Here is a 16,634-nt window from a genome sequence, read left to right as displayed (position 1 = left end):
GCCCGGCTATCTGCCGGGCCTTATTTTTTCCCGCCAGAGACGCCCGTCTTTTTATGCTTTAGGATGCTCCCATAACATCGATAACACTTCACGAACGGAGGTTTTTCGTGGCTCGACTAGCCGTTATTCCCACAATTATCCTGGCCCTGGCATCATCCTCGCCCGCACTGTCCCAACCAGACACCGACGCGGCCCTGCTTGAGCAGATCCGGCAGGACGTTTCCGCAGACAGGATCGAAAAGGATATCCGCACGCTGGTGGGCTTTGGCACCCGCCACACCCTCTCGGAGACGGATTCCGAAACCCGTGGAATCGGCGCTGCACGGCGCTGGGTGTACGAGGAGTTCAATCGCATCAGCGCTGCCTGTGGTGGCTGCCTGGAAGTTTCGTACCAGTCTGACTTTATCGAGGGCGAAAAACGCATTCCTAATCGTACGGAAGTGGTCAACGTCATCGCAATCCAGCGCGGCACCATGGACCCCAGTCGATACGTCATCATGTCGGGCGACATCGATTCACGGGTGTCGGACGTGATGGATTACACATCCGACGCTCCCGGAGCCAATGACAATGCCTCGGGCCTCGCCGGTGTCCTCGAGGCTGCCCGGGTCCTCAGCAAACACAAGTTTGCCGGCTCGATCGTCTACGCTGGTCTCTCCGGTGAGGAGCAAGGGCTTTTCGGAGGCAAGATCATGGCCGCTCAGGCAAAAGAGGACGGCTGGCGTATCACCGGCGTACTCAACAATGACATGATTGGCAATATCGAAGGCATCAATGGTGTGATCAACAACACCACGGCCCGGGTGTTCATGGAAGGGACACGGATGAATGAGACTCCCGAGGAAGCGCGCGCGCGACGCTTTTATGGTGGCGAAGTCGACTCTCCGTCCCGCAATCTTGGTCGCTACGTGCACCGCATCGCCGAAGAGCACATTCCCAACCTGGATGTGATGATGGTTTACCGGCTCGACCGCTTCGGTCGCGGTGGCCACCACCGCCCCTTTAACGACCTCGGATACCCCGGGGTGCGCATCATGGAAACCAATGAAAACTACAACCGCCAGCACCAGGACCTGCGCACTGAGAATGGCATCCGCTACGGCGATGTGATCGAGGGTGTCAACTTCAACTATGCCGCCAAGCTGACCGGCCTGAACGCCCTTACCATGGCTGCCCTGTCCAGGGCGCCGGCACCGCCGATGAACGTCAGCATCGAGGGTGCCGTATCCCCGGACACCACGCTCAAGTGGGCAATGCCCAACGTTCAGGGAACAGGCAATCTGGCCGGCTACAAAGTTTACTGGCGTTTGACCAGCGAACCTACCTGGACCAATAGTCGCTACGTGGGCAATGTAAACGAGGCGACGCTGGAGAATATTGTGATCGACAACTATTTGTTCGGTGTTGCCGCAGTGAGCAAGGACGGCTTTGAGAGCCCGGTAGTATTCCCAGGTCCGGCAGGAGACTTCTACCCGTTTCACCCGACCAAACCATAATCAATAACGCCCTGCGGCAGTAGGAGTTCTCCACTGCCGCTGCCCGGTATTCTTGGGTTCGAAGTTGGATTTATAGGGTCACCGCTGCACAGGCAGCATGCGCTGCCCTTTGGCGCCTTTTCCCTCGCCAGCGCACCCGCACCGCGGCCACATGGCGCACTAAACGCCGCCCCCCAAGTGGGCTCATCCTCACGACCATTTTCAGTCTTTTTCCTCCCATCCATTTTCGGCGCTAGATACCCCGGTATCACGCGCATCGGTCTACCATTCAGGAATGAGGATCGGTCGTTACTCTGCTTTTCAAGGGACTCCCTATCAAAGCCGAAAAGCTTGCGAAATCACGGCGCTGGCTATCGAACAGCCAGGCGGCACATAGCCACCTCTTGATCAGGGGCTGGTCGTACTTTGAAACAGAAGAGAAGAAAATTTTTATGTTTGAGATCGACATTGGTGGATAAGTTGGTGCCGATGAGGGCTCTCGCTTATCCTTGCGTCAGCCCGATTATTTCCTCAGGATTGACCCCTGCATTCGAAACTGGCCAAACCACGGAGACGCATTGATGAACTTGATATTTAAAAACAAGAATGCCAGGCGAGGGCTGTTAGCAGGCCTGTTACTTCTGCTACCGTTTTCTGCTTCGGCGGAGTGGATTCTCGATAGCGACGCCTCGGACATCACGTTCACCACTGTTAAAAAAGAAACCGTTGCAGAAATCAGTAATTTCAGGGGCCTTACAGGCTCCGTGGACACCAGGGGCAATGCCAGCATTGCCATTCCGCTATCCAAGGTAGATACCAAGATACCGGTGCGCGACGAGCGTATGCGCACCCTGTTATTCGAGACCACCAAGTTCGCCGAAGCCCGTGTTACCGCCCAGATTGACGCCGACCAATTGAAGGCGCTGCAACCCGGTGAAACCACCACACTCGAGACCAATATCACACTGGCACTGCGAAACGTAGAACACCAGGAGCCTGCCCGCCTGCAGGTAACCGCTCTCAACGACGATCGCATCCTCGTCACCACCGTGGAACCGATCGTGATCAATGCCAGCGATTATCAGCTACTGAAGGGTATCGAGAAGCTGCGGGAGGTAGCCGGGCTGGACAGCATCAGTCCGGTAGTACCGGTGACGGTAAGGCTGCTGTTTGAGGAAAAATGATTCAGGCACAGCCAACGTCTGGCCCCAAATCGACAGGTTGGCGCAAGATTCCCCTCCCGCTAGGGTTCTGCAATTGCCTGCGGCTGCCCTTTCCGCCTTAATACTATCAGGGGTCTGATCGGCCCCTGTGGTTATAACAATAAACAAATAAGGCGATTTGCTGCATAGCAGCTGGGAGCTTCACTGATGCGCACCCGTCCTTTCCGGTATCTGCTGGCTTACACGCTGCCAGCCCTGGTGCTGCTGGGGTTCTGGCTGCAGGGCTGGTGGCTCTTTCTGCCTTTGCTCTACCTGTACGGATTGTTGCCACTGCTGGAGCTGATCCTTCCAGCCTCCACTGACAACCTGAGCCCCGACCAGGAGCACGCAATCGCACAAACCCCCATGTATGACTGGCTGTTGTATCTGGCAGTGCCGGTGCAGTTTGCAGTTCTATTCGCCTTCCTGCTCCTCATACCCTCGCTGCAGGGTGTAGCGCTTATCGGCGCGGTCATCTCCATGGGCCTGATGTGCGGGAGCTTTGGTATCAACATCGGTCATGAACTTGGCCACCGCGCTACCCCCAGGGAGCGCCTGATGGCCAAGATGTTGCTGCTCACTTCTCTCAATATGCATTTCTTTATTGAGCACAACAGTGGCCATCACCGTCGGGTTGCCACCGAAGAGGATCCCGCCAGTGCGCGACGTGGCGAACCGCTATATCTGTTCTGGTGGCGTTCGATTCGGGATAGCTATCGGTCCGCCTGGCAGCTCGAGGCAAAACGACTGGATAAAAGCGGGCAACAATGGTTCAGCCTTCGCAATGAGATGCTGGTTTTCCAGCTGGTTCAGGTTGCCTTCGTGTTACTGATCGCACTGGTGTTTGGCCCCAAGGCTGCACTCTGCTTTATCGCAGCAGCGATCATGGGCATTTTGCTACTGGAGACGATCAATTACATCGAGCATTACGGCCTGCGTCGCCAGCTCACCGAGAGTGGCCGCTATGAGCGCGTCATGCCCATTCACTCCTGGAACTCCAACCATATGATTGGACGGATGACGCTGTTCGAACTTTCACGCCATTCAGACCACCATTTCCGTGCAAGCCGCAAGTACCCCGTCCTGCGCCACCACGAGGACAGCCCGCAGATGCCAACCGGCTATCCCGGCATGATGCTGCTCGCCTGTGTGCCGCCGCTGTGGTTCCGGGTTATGCACCCTCGACTGGCCCGGCTGGCAGATACCGTTAAAAATACAGCTGTTTCGACTACAGAATAAAAAAGAGAGGACCGGGTATGGCCACGATAAAACGTGAAGGCATTCACCTGCACTACACCGTGACCGGCAGCGGCCCCGCACTGGTTCTGCTGCACAGTTTTCTCGCCTCAAGTGCCATGTGGGAGACACAAATTCCGGCCCTGAGCGAGAGGTACACAGTGATAGCCGTGGATCTGAGGGGCCATGGTGATTCCGGCCCGATCCAGCGGGATATCACTATCTATGACCTGCTGGATGATGTAGTCGCAATACTGGATGCCGAAGGGATTGAACGCGCGGCCTGGGCGGGACTTTCCATTGGCGGCATGATCACGTTGCGAGCGGCCCTCAAGGTGCCCGAGCGTGTCAGCGGGGTTTTGCTCCTCGACACCCATGCCGGCGCCGAGCGACCGCTGAAGAAACTGCGTTATCACGCCATGGTGACAGCGGCCAGGCTCTTCGGCATTCGTCCCCTGCTCCCTCAGGTCCTGAAGCTCATGTTTGGCGAGCACACGCTGGCCCACAACAAGCCACTGGTCGACGAATGGCGGGATCGTATTGCAGCGGTGCCCTTTTCCACCATCCAACGCGGAGTATCCGCTCTCACGCGGAGGGAAGACCTTAGCCCCCAGCTCGGCAACATCAACCAGCCAGCACTGGTGATCGTGGGCGAGGAGGATCAGGCGCTACCGCCTGCCTATTCACGGGAGATTGCCCGTCTTCTGCCCCAGGCAACCCTGATTGAAGTCCCTCGATCGGGCCACCTTTCCGCACTGGAACAGCCAGACGCCGTGACCGGCGCCATGCTGAATTTTCTTGGCAAGCTTGAGCCCGCTGCGCAGAGAAAGGTCGAGGAGACCTAGTTCCCAGCAACCGCACCCCGCGCCGCGTTAAACGCCTGGAACTGGGTCAGGTATACCTTGCCCGTCAGGTGCTGCAGGAAACCGGTACGCTGCAACGAATCCATCACCGGGCCCTTCACCTCGGAGAGATGCAGTGTAATACCCAGCTCACTCAGGCGCTCGTTGAGCGCTTCGAGCACCTCCAGCGCACTCCAGTCAATTTCATTGATGGCACTGCACATGAGAATGACGTGGCGGACCTGCTTGTTGTTTGCCAGATCCTCATAGACACGCTCTTCCAGAAACGCCGCATTGGAGAACATCAGGCTCTCATCCACACGGATGGTCAGCACCTCCGGTACCGTCAGCACCCGGTGCCGTTTGATATTGCGGAAATGCTCCGTGCCCTCCACCAAGCCGACCTCGGCAATGTGGGGCTTTGAGGTCCGGAATAGGAACAGCGCGATGGATGCGGCCACACCACAGGTGACCCCGGCCTCGACCCCGAACAGTAGCGTCACCACGATGGTAACCAGCACCGCGAAGAAATCGCTGCGGGAAAATTGCCAGGTTTTCTTCAGGATGGAAAAATCCACCAGCGACAGCACGGCAACAATAATCGTTGCTGCCAGGGTGGCCTTGGGCAGGTAGTAAAGGAATGGGGTCAGGAAAATCGAGGCCAGAGCAATCCCTACGGCGGTGAAGACACTCGCCATCTGCGTCTCCGCGCCCGCATCGAAATTCACCACTGAGCGGGAGAACCCGCCGGTGACCGGGAAGGCACCGGAAAAACCGGAACCGATATTCGCCATGCCCAGGCCGACCAGTTCCTGGTTCATGTCAATACGCTGGCGCCGCTTCGCCGCCAGGGTTTTGCCCACGGAGACAGACTCTACATAACCGATGATTGAAATCATGATGGCCGCAGGGAGCAATGCCTCGATCAGGGCCCAGTCAATCGTGGGCAGATGCAGACTGGGAAGGCCCGCCGGCACAGCACCTACCAGAGACACGTCGCGGGCTTCAAAATCAAACATCACCGCGGCGGCGATGGTAGCCACCACCCCCAGCACCGGTGCCGCCTTGGTCAACAGGCCGGCAGTATGGGCAGGCACATTGAGGTGCCGTAGCAGTCTTGCGGCGCCACTGCGGGACCAGTAGAGAAAAGCGATTACAGCGAGGCCGGTGACCAGGGTGGCGATATTCAGCTCCGCGGCATTTTCCAGCAGGCCAGATAACAACTCCACCAGGGTATCACCGTGGGCATCGACACCGAGAACATGTCGCACCTGGCTGAGTGCAATCAAAATGCCGGAGGCGGTAATAAATCCTGAGATCACCGGGTGGGAGAGAAAGTTGGCGAGGAAGCCAAGACGCAACAGGCCCATCAGGGTGAGGAATAAACCGGACAACAGCGCCAGTATCGCCGCTGCTACAAGGTAATCCGCCGTACCCTGAATCGCCACTTCGCTCAGGGCCGCCGCACTCATCAGCGAAGCGACCGCTACCGGCCCGACCGACAGGGTCCGACTGGTGCCAAATACCGCATAGGCCAGCAGCGGGACGATACTGGCATACAAGCCGACCTCAGCCGGAACACCCGCCAGCAGCGCATAGGCCAGTGACTGGGGAATCAGCATGATGGTGACGATCACGGCCGCCATCAGGTCACGGCTCAATACCACCCGATCGTATGCCCGCAGCCAGGCGGTTATGGGGAAAAAGTTAGCCAGAGATTGCATCGGCCCGACCTGTTACTTCACGCCCCGGAAAACCGGGGCGCCTGATATCTTTCTCTGTTGTGCTGACACGGACTAGTCCGCAAACGCCACCACGACACCACTCACATCAAAACCCGCACCCCGCGCACCGGTGATAACCTCGCTGGAATCAACGCCCTGCAGGCAACGGGCACCCGCCCAAAGATTGCAGGAACGGTTGCCGGTGCGGCAGAAGGCATGAATGCGTTTGCCCGAGGCAAGCAGTTCGGCAAACTGATCACAGTGTTGACGGGTCATCTGACCGCGGGCGAAGGGAATGGACACAAACTCCAAGCCCGCATTGTCAGCGGCAGCCTGCATCGCCTCGTAGCTGGGTGCAGTGCACTCGTCTTCGGGTCGGTTGCATACCAGCACCTCGACACCCGACTCCGCCAGGTCGCCAAACACTTCAGGTTCAATCTGCTCAGAAACACTAACTTGCTTATCCAGATGTTGGATTTTCATGCTTTCCTCTCCAAAAAACTCGAGTGGCAGTCCCTTGCCCGGTAACCTTCCACCGCGGCCGATCAGGCTCTGAATCAGAGCGCGTTGATCGGTACTTTCAAATAAACGGTGCCATTATCCTCTGCCGGTGGCATCTGCCCCGCGCGAATATTGACCTGAATTGAGGGAATGATCAGGCGCGGCATTGGCAGCGTCGCATCGCGCTCGGTGCGCATTTTGACAAACTCTTGCTCAGACACCTCATCGCGCAGGTGAATATTGCTGCGCTTCTGCTCGGCAACCGTGGTTTCGCACTGGTGCTCACGCTTACCGGCGGGAGGATAGTCGTGGCACATAAACATGCGGGTTTCCTCTGGCAGCGACAACAGCTTCTTCGCCGAACGATACAGCGTCGTGGCATCGCCGCCGGGGAAGTCGCAGCGCGCACTGCCCACATCAGGCAGGAACAGTGTGTCACCGACGAAGAGTGCATCACCAATCAACCAGGCCATGTCCGCCGGCGTGTGCCCCGGGGCGTAAATGACCTGCCCTTCCAGCTCGCCGATCGTGAAGGTATCACCGTCGTGAAACAGGTGGTCGAACTGGCTGCCATCGATCAGGAACTGCTTCTCCAGGTTGAAGACCTCGCGGAAGATGGTCTGCACCTGTCGGATATGATCGCCGATGGCGATTTTGCCGCCCAGCTGGTCCCGGATAAATGGCGCTGCAGAAAGGTGGTCTGCGTGGGCATGGGTTTCGAGAACCCACTCCACCGTCAGGTTCTCGGCTTTGACAAACTCGATGATCTTCTCTGCACCGCCGGTTGTGGTGCGGCCGGAGGCGGCATCGTAGTCGAGGACCGGGTCGATGACTGCGGCGCTGCCACCGGAGTGGTCATAGACCACATAGCTCCAGGTTTCCGTATCCCTGTCCAGGAAAGGCTGAACCACAGGCTTTTGCTTGCTGACTGACATGGGGTTGTCCTCCGGTTTTCGTGCTTGGCGACAATATACTTGCCAATAATATATAAATCAATATAATGTTTTCTTGTAAAACATCCCAATGATGGATACCTGCATGCCCGACACATCCGAAATCAGCCTGGAGAAGATGCGTGCCTCGGCGGATACCGCCTCGGCCATGCTGCGCTCCCTCGGCAACCAGGATCGCCTGCTGCTGCTCTGCCAGCTGAGCCAGGAGGAGCTGTGTGTGAGTGAGCTGGAGGAACGGCTGGATATCCGCCAGCCGAGCCTGTCACAGCAATTGGGAGTTCTGCGCCGGGAAGGGCTGGTCGCCACCCGGCGTGAGGGTAAGCATGTCTATTACCGAGTTGCCGACCAGCGGGTGCTGGCACTGCTACAAACTCTTTATCAACTCTACTGTGCGGAGTAAACCACAACCATGACCATTGACTGGACTGCCTTTACCCCCTGGTCGGCTCTGGCCGGCGGGGCAATGATTGGACTGGCCTCAGCGTTGCTATTACTGCTGAACGGCCGCATCGCCGGTATCTCCGGCATTCTTGGCGGACTGATCAGCCGTACGCCCGGTGAGACCGGCTGGCGCGCAGCCTTCACCATCGGCCTGCTGATCGGCCCGACCCTCTGGGCCCTGTTCAACGTCCTTCCCGCCATCCGTATCGAAGCGGGCTACCCGATGCTGATCGCCGCCGGCCTGCTGGTGGGCCTTGGCACCCGCTACGGCTCAGGCTGCACCAGCGGACATGGCGTTTGCGGGCTGTCGCGGCTATCGCCCCGCTCTCTCGCTGCGACACTGATCTTCATGGCCGGCGGTTTCGCCACCGTCTTCGTTGTGCGCCACCTGCTGGGAGTTTAATGATGAACAAATCCATTCTTTCCGCGTTTGCAGCGGGCCTGATTTTTGGTCTGGGCCTACTGGTTTCCGGCATGGCCAACCCGGAGAAAGTGCTCGCATTCCTCGACCTGTTCGGAAATTGGGACCCCTCACTGGCGCTGGTCATGGTCGGCGCCATCGGCGTGGGCCTGCCATTCTTCTATATTGCCAAGGGCCGTGATGTCACCGTGCTCGGCAAGCAGATCCAGATGCCAAGCCGCCGCGACATCGACCGCCCACTAGTGGTGGGCAGCCTCATGTTCGGTGTGGGCTGGGGACTGGCTGGTTTCTGTCCTGGCCCCGCCGTCGTCGCCACCGGTGCCGGCGAAATCAAGGCCATTGTCTTTACGGTCGCGATGCTGGCGGGCATGGGCCTGTTCGCCCTGATCTCCCGGCCGGAAGCCGCCAAGGCAGCTTCCTGACAGGCCAGAAAGGGTCGGTTCTGCCGGCCCTTTTTCCGACACCGCCCCCACCCTAATTCCTGCTCACCAGACTCTTGTTACGTCGCCTTGCTCGCGCCAACGACGGCCGCAGCCTCAGACTATCTTCTTGACTGGTAAACCCAACGCGTACTGTTGCGCGGCGGGCTGATAACATTGTGGTGGCGAACCTGTAGCGGAATGACGGCAAGGATGCGCGCTAGCAACTTTTTACCTAACTGGCTGAAGCGCTACCGGGCCCAGTGGATCGGCAGGGACACCGTCGCCGCACTGGTGTCCACCATGATGCTGGTACCCCAGGCGCTCGCCTATGCCGCCCTGGCGGGCCTGCCACCCCATATCGGTCTATACGCCAGTGTCCTGCCCCTGGTGGGCTACGCCCTGTTCGGCTCCAGCTCCGCACTGTCGGTCGGACCGGTGGCGGTAATCGCATTGATGACGGCCTCGGCGCTATCATCCATCGCTGCGCCCGGGACGGCTGATTACATCACCGGCGCCGTGATCCTCGCGGCACTGGCCGGCGCCTTCTCCTTTGCCATGGGCTTGCTGCGGATGGGCGCCCTCTCCAACTTGCTCAGCCACCCGGTCATCAGCGGATTCGTGTCCGGCGCCGCCACGCTGATCATCATCGGCCAGATTGGCCCGCTACTGGGAGTCCCCACCGACGGAGATACCGCTTTCCTGATCCTGCTCCATTCGTTCGAGGAATTGCCGGACTCCCGCCCTCTGACCACCGCCATCGGCCTCAGCTCCCTGGCCCTACTGCTGGGCGCGCGCCTGGGGCTTGCCCCATTGCTGACAAGGGCTGGTTTGTCAGCCGGAGCGGCGCGCCTGCTCGCCCGTCTTGCCCCCATGGTACTGGTGTTGGGGGCGATCGCCCTGACCTACCTGCTGGAGTGGGATCGCAAGATTGAAGTGGTGGGAGCCATCCCCTCCGGCCTGCCGGAATTCGGCCTGCCCACCTTCGAGTGGCAGCTCACCTTCCCGCTGCTGCTGCCCGCTTTGATCATCGCCCTGCTCGGCTTTGTGGAGAGCCTTTCCATCGCACATGCCATCGCCCTGCGGCGCGGTGAACGACTGAATGCCAATGCCGAATTACGCGGGCTGGGAGCAGCCAACCTTCTGAGCTCCGTCTCCGGCGGCTTTGCAGTCACCGGCAGTTTTGCCCGCACCGCAATCAACGAGGAGGCCGGAGCGAAATCACCACTGAGCGGTATCATCGCCGCCGGCCTGATGGTTCTGGTGCTGCTGTTTCTCACCGGCATTTTCGAGCAGCTGCCTCTGGCAGTGCTGGCCGCGACCATCATTGTCGCGTCCATCAACCTGATCGACGTGCGCGGCTTTATTCTCAACTGGCGCTACGACCGCACCGATGGTCTGGCGATGGCGGGCACCTTCCTCGGGGTATTGCTGTTCGGGGTCGAGGCGGGCATCGGCATCGGTATCGGCCTGTCCTTTGCCACCCTGATCTGGCGCAGCAGCCGGCCGCACATTGCTGTGGTCGGCCGGCTGCCCGGCACCGAGCAGTTTCGCAATGTGCTGCGGCACACGGTCAAGACCCAACCCGGCCTATTGTTTCTGCGCATTGATGAGAGCCTGTTTTTCAGCAATATCAGCGCTGTGGAGGACCGGCTGCTGAGCGAACTGAAGCGGCATGTGGATACCCGCGAGCTGGTTCTGATCCTGTCCTCTGTCAGCCGCATTGATGGCACCGCCCTGGAGCGGCTGCAGCAGGTGAATCGGGATCTCGGGGAACGGGATATCCGCCTGCACCTGGCGGAGGTCAAGGGGCCTGTTCTGGACCGCTTGAGCCGCTCGAAATTTCTTGGGGACCTCACCGGTCGCATCTTTCTCTCGTCTTACATCGCCGAACTGGCCCTGCGCCACGAGGAACCCCAACGGGATTCGGGCCAGCTTCCGGGACAGGCCTGAGGCATCACCTCGCAATTGGCAACTTCTGGCTCCATCTCCAAGCGCATTCTGTACCGCGAGCACCAATACTGGCAAAATATCCAGTATTCAAGCGGAAGCATCAGGATCATGGGCGAACCCGAGTTAACCGAAGAACAACAGGCAATCGCTGCACACCCCGGCGGGCATGCCAAGATCATCGCCGTGGCCGGCTCTGGCAAGACCACCGCCCTGCTGCACTACGTGAAGAACCGCCTCGCAAGCGGCGTAGCGCCACAGCGAATGCTGGTGCTGATGTATAACCGCAGTGCCCGGGAAGATTTTGCGCGGCGCCTGGTAACACTGGTGCCGGGCCCGGTGCCGACAGTGCAGACCTTTCACAGCCTTGGTTACCGGCTGTACCAGCGCATGATCACCAATGGCCATATTGCTCCGGCCAAGCTCTCTCCTCTTCCCCAGTCCGTTATTCAGCTGCAGATCTGGCGCGCGATTGAGGAGTGCGCCCCACCGGAAGAGCTGGAGGATATCCGCGCGCGCAAGCAGTCCGAGGTGGAAGCCGCGGAATTTTTCATCGACTACACCAAGACGATTCTGAGTGGTGACCTGAGCGCATTTCAGGAGCTCAAACTCGGGGATGAATACCTGTACTTTCTAAAGGTATTCCGCGCATTCGAAGACTGGCGACGAAGCCAGCAGGCGGTGACCTATGCCGACCTGATTTATGATCCGGCCATCCTGTTGAGCCTGTGCCCGGATATTGCCGAGCAGTACGGCAGTCATTTCGAGGACATCCTGGTGGACGAGTACCAGGATATCAATGCGGTGCAGCACTTCCTGCTGCAAGTCCTCTATGGCAAGTCCGGAAACGTCATTGCCATCGGCGACCCGGATCAGACCATCTATGAATGGCGGGGCTCCAAGCCGGGTTACCTGCTGCGTTATTTCGACGGGGATTTCCCACCGTCGAATGTGTATCAGCTGAGCCGCACCTTCCGCTACGGCCACGAACTCTCGCTGGCGGCGAACCACTTCATTCAGAATAACCGCGAGCGCGCCGACATCCTCTGCCTGTCTCCTGAAAGCGGACCGGCAACAGGCGTGAACCTCACGGCTACCGACAATGAGCCCCGCTGGCTGGTCGAGCACCTGCGCCGACGCCAGAAACAGGGAAAGAAGCTGGCGGATGTCGCCATTCTGGTACGGCTGTGGTCGGTGGCAGCTCCTATCGAGCTGGCGTTGCTGGCTGCGAATATCCCGTACCATTCAGCCAACCGAAATACGGTGCTGTCACGCCGGGAACTGCGCCCGCTGTTCTGGAGCCTGAATATCGCCTCCGGCCGATTTGCCGAGTTGCCGGCTGAACGCCGCCGCCGCGGACTCTACGAGTGGCTCACGGCTCCCCATATTCGCATTCCCCGCCGGGTACTCGAGCCCATTTGCGAGACGCTGGCCCACCGAGAAGGCGACTGGGGCCAGGGGCTCTATGAGCTGACGCCAGCAGAACTCAGCCCGGCCCAGGCAAAACGCCTCAAGCAGCGGGCAGCTCTGCTCAAGGAGTGCGAAAGCTGGCGCGGCACCGCCGGAGAGCTGCTCCGGCGCCAGCTGGGGGAGCTGGACTATCTCAGCGGCATTGCGGATGACAGCTTCACCCGGCAACAGGGCGAGGAGCGCCAGCAGACGGTGCTCGCTTTCTGCCAGTTTCTGGACAGCCTGCGACAGCCAGCAGCGGAAGCGCTGGCCCACCTGCAGGAATTGCAGCGCCAGCATCGGGAGGGGGAACGGGGGCATGCGGATGCAATCCTGATCACCACCATGCACCAGTCCAAGGGGCTGGAGTGGCAGCAGGTGATCATCCCCTCCCTCAGCCAGAACAATATGCCCTATCAGCCACAGCGGGATTTCTCCGCTCCCGCCTCACTGGAGAGTGAGCGCCGCCTTCTTTACGTCGCCATGACCAGGGCCCGGCGGGAACTGGTGCTACTGACCCCCTCCCCACCCCAGAAGTCGGGTGGTGACGACGATGCACAGCGGCCATCGCTGTTTATCGAAGAGATGCAGTTGCCGCTGTGCCGGAGCCTGGCCGCGGCACTGGAGGAGCAGCCGGAAACACTACACAGCGATGCCCCGATGAGCCGGTTGGGGCTTCGCTATCTGGAGAAACTGGGTTACTCGCCGGAAATCGATGCGCCCGCTGCACCGCTGCGCCGGCCGGATTGTGGCGAGGGCATCCGCCACCGCAAATTGGGTTACGGGCGGGTAGTTAAATGGGAGGGAGAACGGCTGGTGGTGCTGTTCAGTGACAGGGTAACCCGGCGCTTCGACTGGGAGCGCCTGCAGCCGTTTCTTCTTTAGGGCAACTACTCCAGCGACGCGCTCTCGTTTTCAACCGAGTGCGCGAACTGCTGGCTCACATTGAAGAACAGCGGGTATTCGACACCGGACTCGGGGTCGCGCACCTGCATCTTGTCGTAGACCCCCTGCTGGTCGTAGACGATGGACTGCTCCAGCACCTCCAACCCCTTGAGCCGCACGAAAGCCCTGAGTTCTGAGGTGGTGATGGTGTGATAAGCACTCTCCTGGGTGCGACCATCGCCGCTGCGCTCGATGGAGTCCATCAATCCCTCGACCATATAGCGGTGCAAGTCCTCGCGATCGTGCTCGGCGCTCCTGCCACTGCAGACCACGCCGATCATATGGGCCTCCAGGCTCATATAGTTGTTCCCCAGCACCTCATCCACATAGCGCAGGCAGCGCTCATAGTTGGCCTGCTCGACAGACTGGTAGGCTTCCGGCAATCCGGTCAATCTAATTCCACCGTGAGGGTTATATTCTTCGGACTCACTGTAAGCGCGGCGCAAAGCGTCAAAATCCAGGGTAAAGGAGAGTCCTCTGGCTTCGGCCAGCAGGCGCCGGTACTCGCTATTGGGGACTGGTATCTGGCTGTCAGCCTCTGCCCGGGAAGGCCCCTCTGTAGGCGCGCTGGCACAGGCGGCAAGCAGTACAGCCAGGGCAATAATCGCGACCGGTTTAGTGATTGGGGTCATTAGTACTTATCTCCGTTGCCGGTTTTTTCCGCATGCCAAACAGGCCCCTGCGCTCGGATTCCTGCACCTCTACTTGCGGCAGCAGGAATTCACGCAGCTTATTCTGTTCCCACATTGCGTCCTGATACCCCAGTTCGATCAGCTCGCCCAGGAAAGGTTTCTCAAAAAGCAGATAACTGGCCGCTGATGCCCCGCCTCCGGCGGTTGTCGCCCCGGTAGACCGGAACAACCAGCGCACCGCGGGGGGCAGATAACGCACTTTTCTACCCGCAAGCCGATCGAGGCTCTGGGAAGGCTCGATCACCGCAGATTCCACCGGGCGCAGGGGGGAGAGCCCCGTCAGCTCTTTTTCGTGCACTGAGTCCAGCAGCAGGTTGACCCTGTCCAGGTGCTCCAGATCGCCCTCGAGACTGTCGATAAAGGCCGCATTGAAAAGCTGCCCGCCAATCTGCGCCAGGGAGGGAGAGTGCCGGGGCGCCTTGCTGCGCTTCTTGCCCCAGTGCACCGGCGAGCGGTTGTCCGAAACCCCCACCACGAAGACCCGGTTGGCCCCCAGGTGCAGGGCCGGACTGATGGGCGCCAGCTGGCGCACGGCACCATCCCCGAAATAGTCGTCGCCAATTTTGACCGTGGCGAAGAGTGCCGGGATGGCGGAGGATGCCATCAGGTGATCCGCCGTAATCTCGGCACGGGTCCCATAGCGCCGGAAGCGACGCCACTCTTTCAGTTCCTGCGCCCCCTGGAAGAAGCTGACCGACTCACCCTTGTTGTAGGACATGGCGTTGACACAGACTGCCCGCAACCGCCCCTCATCGATATTGCGCTGCACGTTGGGAAATTTGATCGCCTCTTCAATCAGCGCCCGCAGGGGGGAGTTGTCCAGCAGGGCCAGCGGGCGCTGACGGCTCACGCCCTGGTGGAACAGTGAACCGGTGATGGTAAAGATATTGCCGAGCAGACTGCGCCAGCTACTGCGGTAGATACTGTCTACCGTCAGGTCCAGCCAGAGGTTGCACAGGGTGTCCACCGCTTCACGGAAGCTGCCCGGGTGAGAGGCGAGCAGCAGCGCGTTCACGGCGCCTGCCGAGGTGCCGCAGATAATCTGGAAGGGATTGGGATTACTCTCCGGAGTCAGCTCCGCCAGCGCCTTGAGCACACCCGCCTGATAGGCGGCGCGCGCACCGCCCCCGGAAAGGACCAGGGCACTGGACTGGTGAGTCAGCTTTGGTAATTCTTTCTCTGCGGTCAACGTCTCTTACCAGGAAGGGGCGCCGGAAGGGCCGGGCCCTTTCCTCCAATGTAACCTTTCCCCGTACCACCGCAAAGGGGTTCGGGGGACATCAAGAATAGCAGCCTCGTTCAGCAACTATAGGGCCGATACCGGGGATGACCGGCAACTCGTCACCCTTTATCACCGCGCCATATCCACGACATAGCGGCCGATACCATGGCCGCGGTGCAGCCGAGCCAGGAACTCCGGGGCCTGCTCCAGGGCGATATCCTCTGCAATGCGGTCGAGCTGCTCGCCGATATACCAGTCACCGCCCAACTTGTTCCAGACCGCCGCCTTCCGCTCGAGGGGCAATTCGACACTGTCCACACCAAGCAGACTGATGCCGCGCAGGATGAAGGGAAATACGTTGGCCTGGAACTGCGCACCGGCAGCCATGCCACAGGCTGCCACCCCACCACCATAGGCGAGCGACTTGATCACGTTAAACAACGTGTCGCCACCGACCGTGTCCACCGCCCAGGCCCAGAGGGGTTTGGCCATCGCCTTGCTGGCAAATGGCGCCAGGGTCTCGCGATCCAGCACTTTCCAGGCGCCGAGACCGGTGAGAAAGTCCGCGGACTCCAGTTTTCCGGTAACCGCTGCGACTCGAAACCCCAGCTGCGCCAGTAGCGCCACAGCGATCGAGCCCACCCCGCCGGTGGCGCCGGTGACCAGCACCTCTCCATCCCCGGGTTTGGCCCCCGCCTCCAGCAGTTTCTCCACACACAGGCCGGCAGTGAGACCGGCTGTGCCGAGAATCATCGACTCCCGGGCGGTCAATCCCTTTGGCAGTGGCAGTGCCCAATCAGTGGGAATCGAAATCCGCTCGGCGAGTCCCCCGGGGGTATTCATGCCGAGATCATAACCGGTCACCAGAAGGGTCTCGCCACAAGAAAAAGTGCCGCTGCGATCCTCCACAACAGTCCCGACCGCATCGATACCAGGGGTGTGCGGGTATTCCCGGGTGATGGCCCGGTTGCCGAAGGCAGACAGGGCATCCTTGTAATTCAGTGAGGAATGGGAAATAGCCAGCGTCAACGGGTTGTCCGGCAAGTCTGCCAGCGTCCGCTCGACGATCTGCTGGTCGAACTTCCCCGGGGCCACTTCCTCGACCCAGACTGCACGGAATGTCTCTGCCATCATCTTGCTCCCTGCACCGGCACTTCGCCGC

15 protein-coding genes are annotated in these 16,634 nt (G+C 59.9%); 9 read left to right on the top strand and 6 right to left on the bottom strand.

The annotated features are described in order from the left end of the window. Positions 1–107 precede the first annotated feature (107 nt). The 4 genes from AUP74_RS11350 to AUP74_RS11335 all read left to right on the top strand — a co-directional run bounded on the left by AUP74_RS11350 (position 108) and on the right by AUP74_RS11335 (position 4,758). Positions 108–1,496, top strand: coding sequence for a M28 family metallopeptidase (locus AUP74_RS11350; protein WP_069947664.1), 1,389 nt, complete (start codon positions 108–110; stop codon positions 1,494–1,496). A gap of 560 nt (positions 1,497–2,056) precedes the next feature. Then, a complete protein-coding gene (locus AUP74_RS11345) occupies positions 2,057–2,659 on the top strand; it encodes a YceI family protein (protein ID WP_069947663.1) in 603 nt (200 codons plus the stop codon). A 186-nt stretch (positions 2,660–2,845) separates the two neighbouring features. Then, positions 2,846–3,916: an alkane 1-monooxygenase gene (locus AUP74_RS11340; RefSeq protein ID WP_069947662.1), complete on the top strand. Its 1,071-nt coding sequence runs from the start codon at positions 2,846–2,848 to the stop codon at positions 3,914–3,916. A gap of 17 nt (positions 3,917–3,933) precedes the next feature. After that, complete coding sequence (locus AUP74_RS11335; protein ID WP_069947661.1) at positions 3,934–4,758, top strand: alpha/beta fold hydrolase; 825 nt, start codon at positions 3,934–3,936, stop codon at positions 4,756–4,758. Here the strand turns inward: AUP74_RS11335 and AUP74_RS11330 are convergent. From AUP74_RS11330 to AUP74_RS11320, 3 genes are all read right to left on the bottom strand, one after another. Beyond that, positions 4,755–6,479, bottom strand: coding sequence for a SulP family inorganic anion transporter (locus tag AUP74_RS11330; protein WP_069947660.1), 1,725 nt, complete (start codon positions 6,477–6,479; stop codon positions 4,755–4,757). The genes AUP74_RS11335 and AUP74_RS11330 overlap by 4 nt on opposite strands. A gap of 72 nt (positions 6,480–6,551) precedes the next feature. Beyond that, a complete protein-coding gene (locus AUP74_RS11325; RefSeq protein WP_069947659.1) occupies positions 6,552–6,962 on the bottom strand; it encodes a protein tyrosine phosphatase family protein in 411 nt (136 codons plus the stop codon). Positions 6,963–7,036: 74 nt separating this feature from the next. Next, positions 7,037–7,915 (bottom strand): MBL fold metallo-hydrolase, encoded by an 879-nt coding sequence (locus tag AUP74_RS11320; protein ID WP_069947658.1) that lies wholly within the window; start codon positions 7,913–7,915, stop codon positions 7,037–7,039. A gap of 103 nt (positions 7,916–8,018) precedes the next feature. Here AUP74_RS11320 and AUP74_RS11315 point away from each other — a divergent pair, with 103 nt between their 5' ends. The 5 genes from AUP74_RS11315 (at position 8,019) to AUP74_RS11295 (ending at position 13,498) form a co-directional block, all read left to right on the top strand. Next, positions 8,019–8,333 carry an ArsR/SmtB family transcription factor gene (locus tag AUP74_RS11315; RefSeq protein WP_193427339.1) on the top strand — a complete coding sequence of 105 codons (315 nt, stop codon included), beginning with the start codon at positions 8,019–8,021 and terminating at the stop codon, positions 8,331–8,333. A gap of 9 nt (positions 8,334–8,342) precedes the next feature. Then, on the top strand, positions 8,343–8,777 hold the full coding sequence (locus AUP74_RS11310; protein ID WP_069947657.1) for a YeeE/YedE family protein: 435 nt from the start codon (positions 8,343–8,345) through the stop codon (positions 8,775–8,777). Further along, the gene (locus tag AUP74_RS11305; protein WP_069947656.1) at positions 8,777–9,217 is read left to right on the top strand and encodes a DUF6691 family protein; all 441 of its coding nucleotides are present in this window, start codon (positions 8,777–8,779) and stop codon (positions 9,215–9,217) included. The genes AUP74_RS11310 and AUP74_RS11305 overlap by 1 nt, the downstream gene beginning before the upstream one ends. Before the next feature lie 210 nt (positions 9,218–9,427). Beyond that, a complete protein-coding gene (locus tag AUP74_RS11300; protein ID WP_069947655.1) occupies positions 9,428–11,167 on the top strand; it encodes a SulP family inorganic anion transporter in 1,740 nt (579 codons plus the stop codon). A 108-nt stretch (positions 11,168–11,275) separates the two neighbouring features. After that, a complete protein-coding gene (locus AUP74_RS11295; protein ID WP_069947654.1) occupies positions 11,276–13,498 on the top strand; it encodes an ATP-dependent helicase in 2,223 nt (740 codons plus the stop codon). Positions 13,499–13,503: 5 nt separating this feature from the next. Here the strand turns inward: AUP74_RS11295 and AUP74_RS11290 are convergent, their stop codons facing one another. From AUP74_RS11290 to AUP74_RS11280, 3 genes are all read right to left on the bottom strand, one after another. After that, complete coding sequence (locus AUP74_RS11290) at positions 13,504–14,190, bottom strand: DUF4919 domain-containing protein (protein ID WP_069947653.1); 687 nt, start codon at positions 14,188–14,190, stop codon at positions 13,504–13,506. Next, positions 14,174–15,439, bottom strand: coding sequence for a patatin-like phospholipase family protein (locus AUP74_RS11285; protein ID WP_226999772.1), 1,266 nt, complete (start codon positions 15,437–15,439; stop codon positions 14,174–14,176). The genes AUP74_RS11290 and AUP74_RS11285 overlap by 17 nt, the downstream gene beginning before the upstream one ends. Before the next feature lie 162 nt (positions 15,440–15,601). Continuing rightward, positions 15,602–16,606, bottom strand: coding sequence for a YhdH/YhfP family quinone oxidoreductase (locus AUP74_RS11280; RefSeq protein WP_145924383.1), 1,005 nt, complete (start codon positions 16,604–16,606; stop codon positions 15,602–15,604). Positions 16,607–16,634: the final 28 nt, after the last annotated feature.

The sequence above is a fragment of the Microbulbifer aggregans genome (assembly GCF_001750105.1).
GTDB lineage: Bacteria > Pseudomonadota > Gammaproteobacteria > Pseudomonadales > Cellvibrionaceae > Microbulbifer > Microbulbifer aggregans.
Note: the sequence above shows the minus strand (reverse complement) of the source record. Positions and strands in the feature narration are given on the sequence as shown.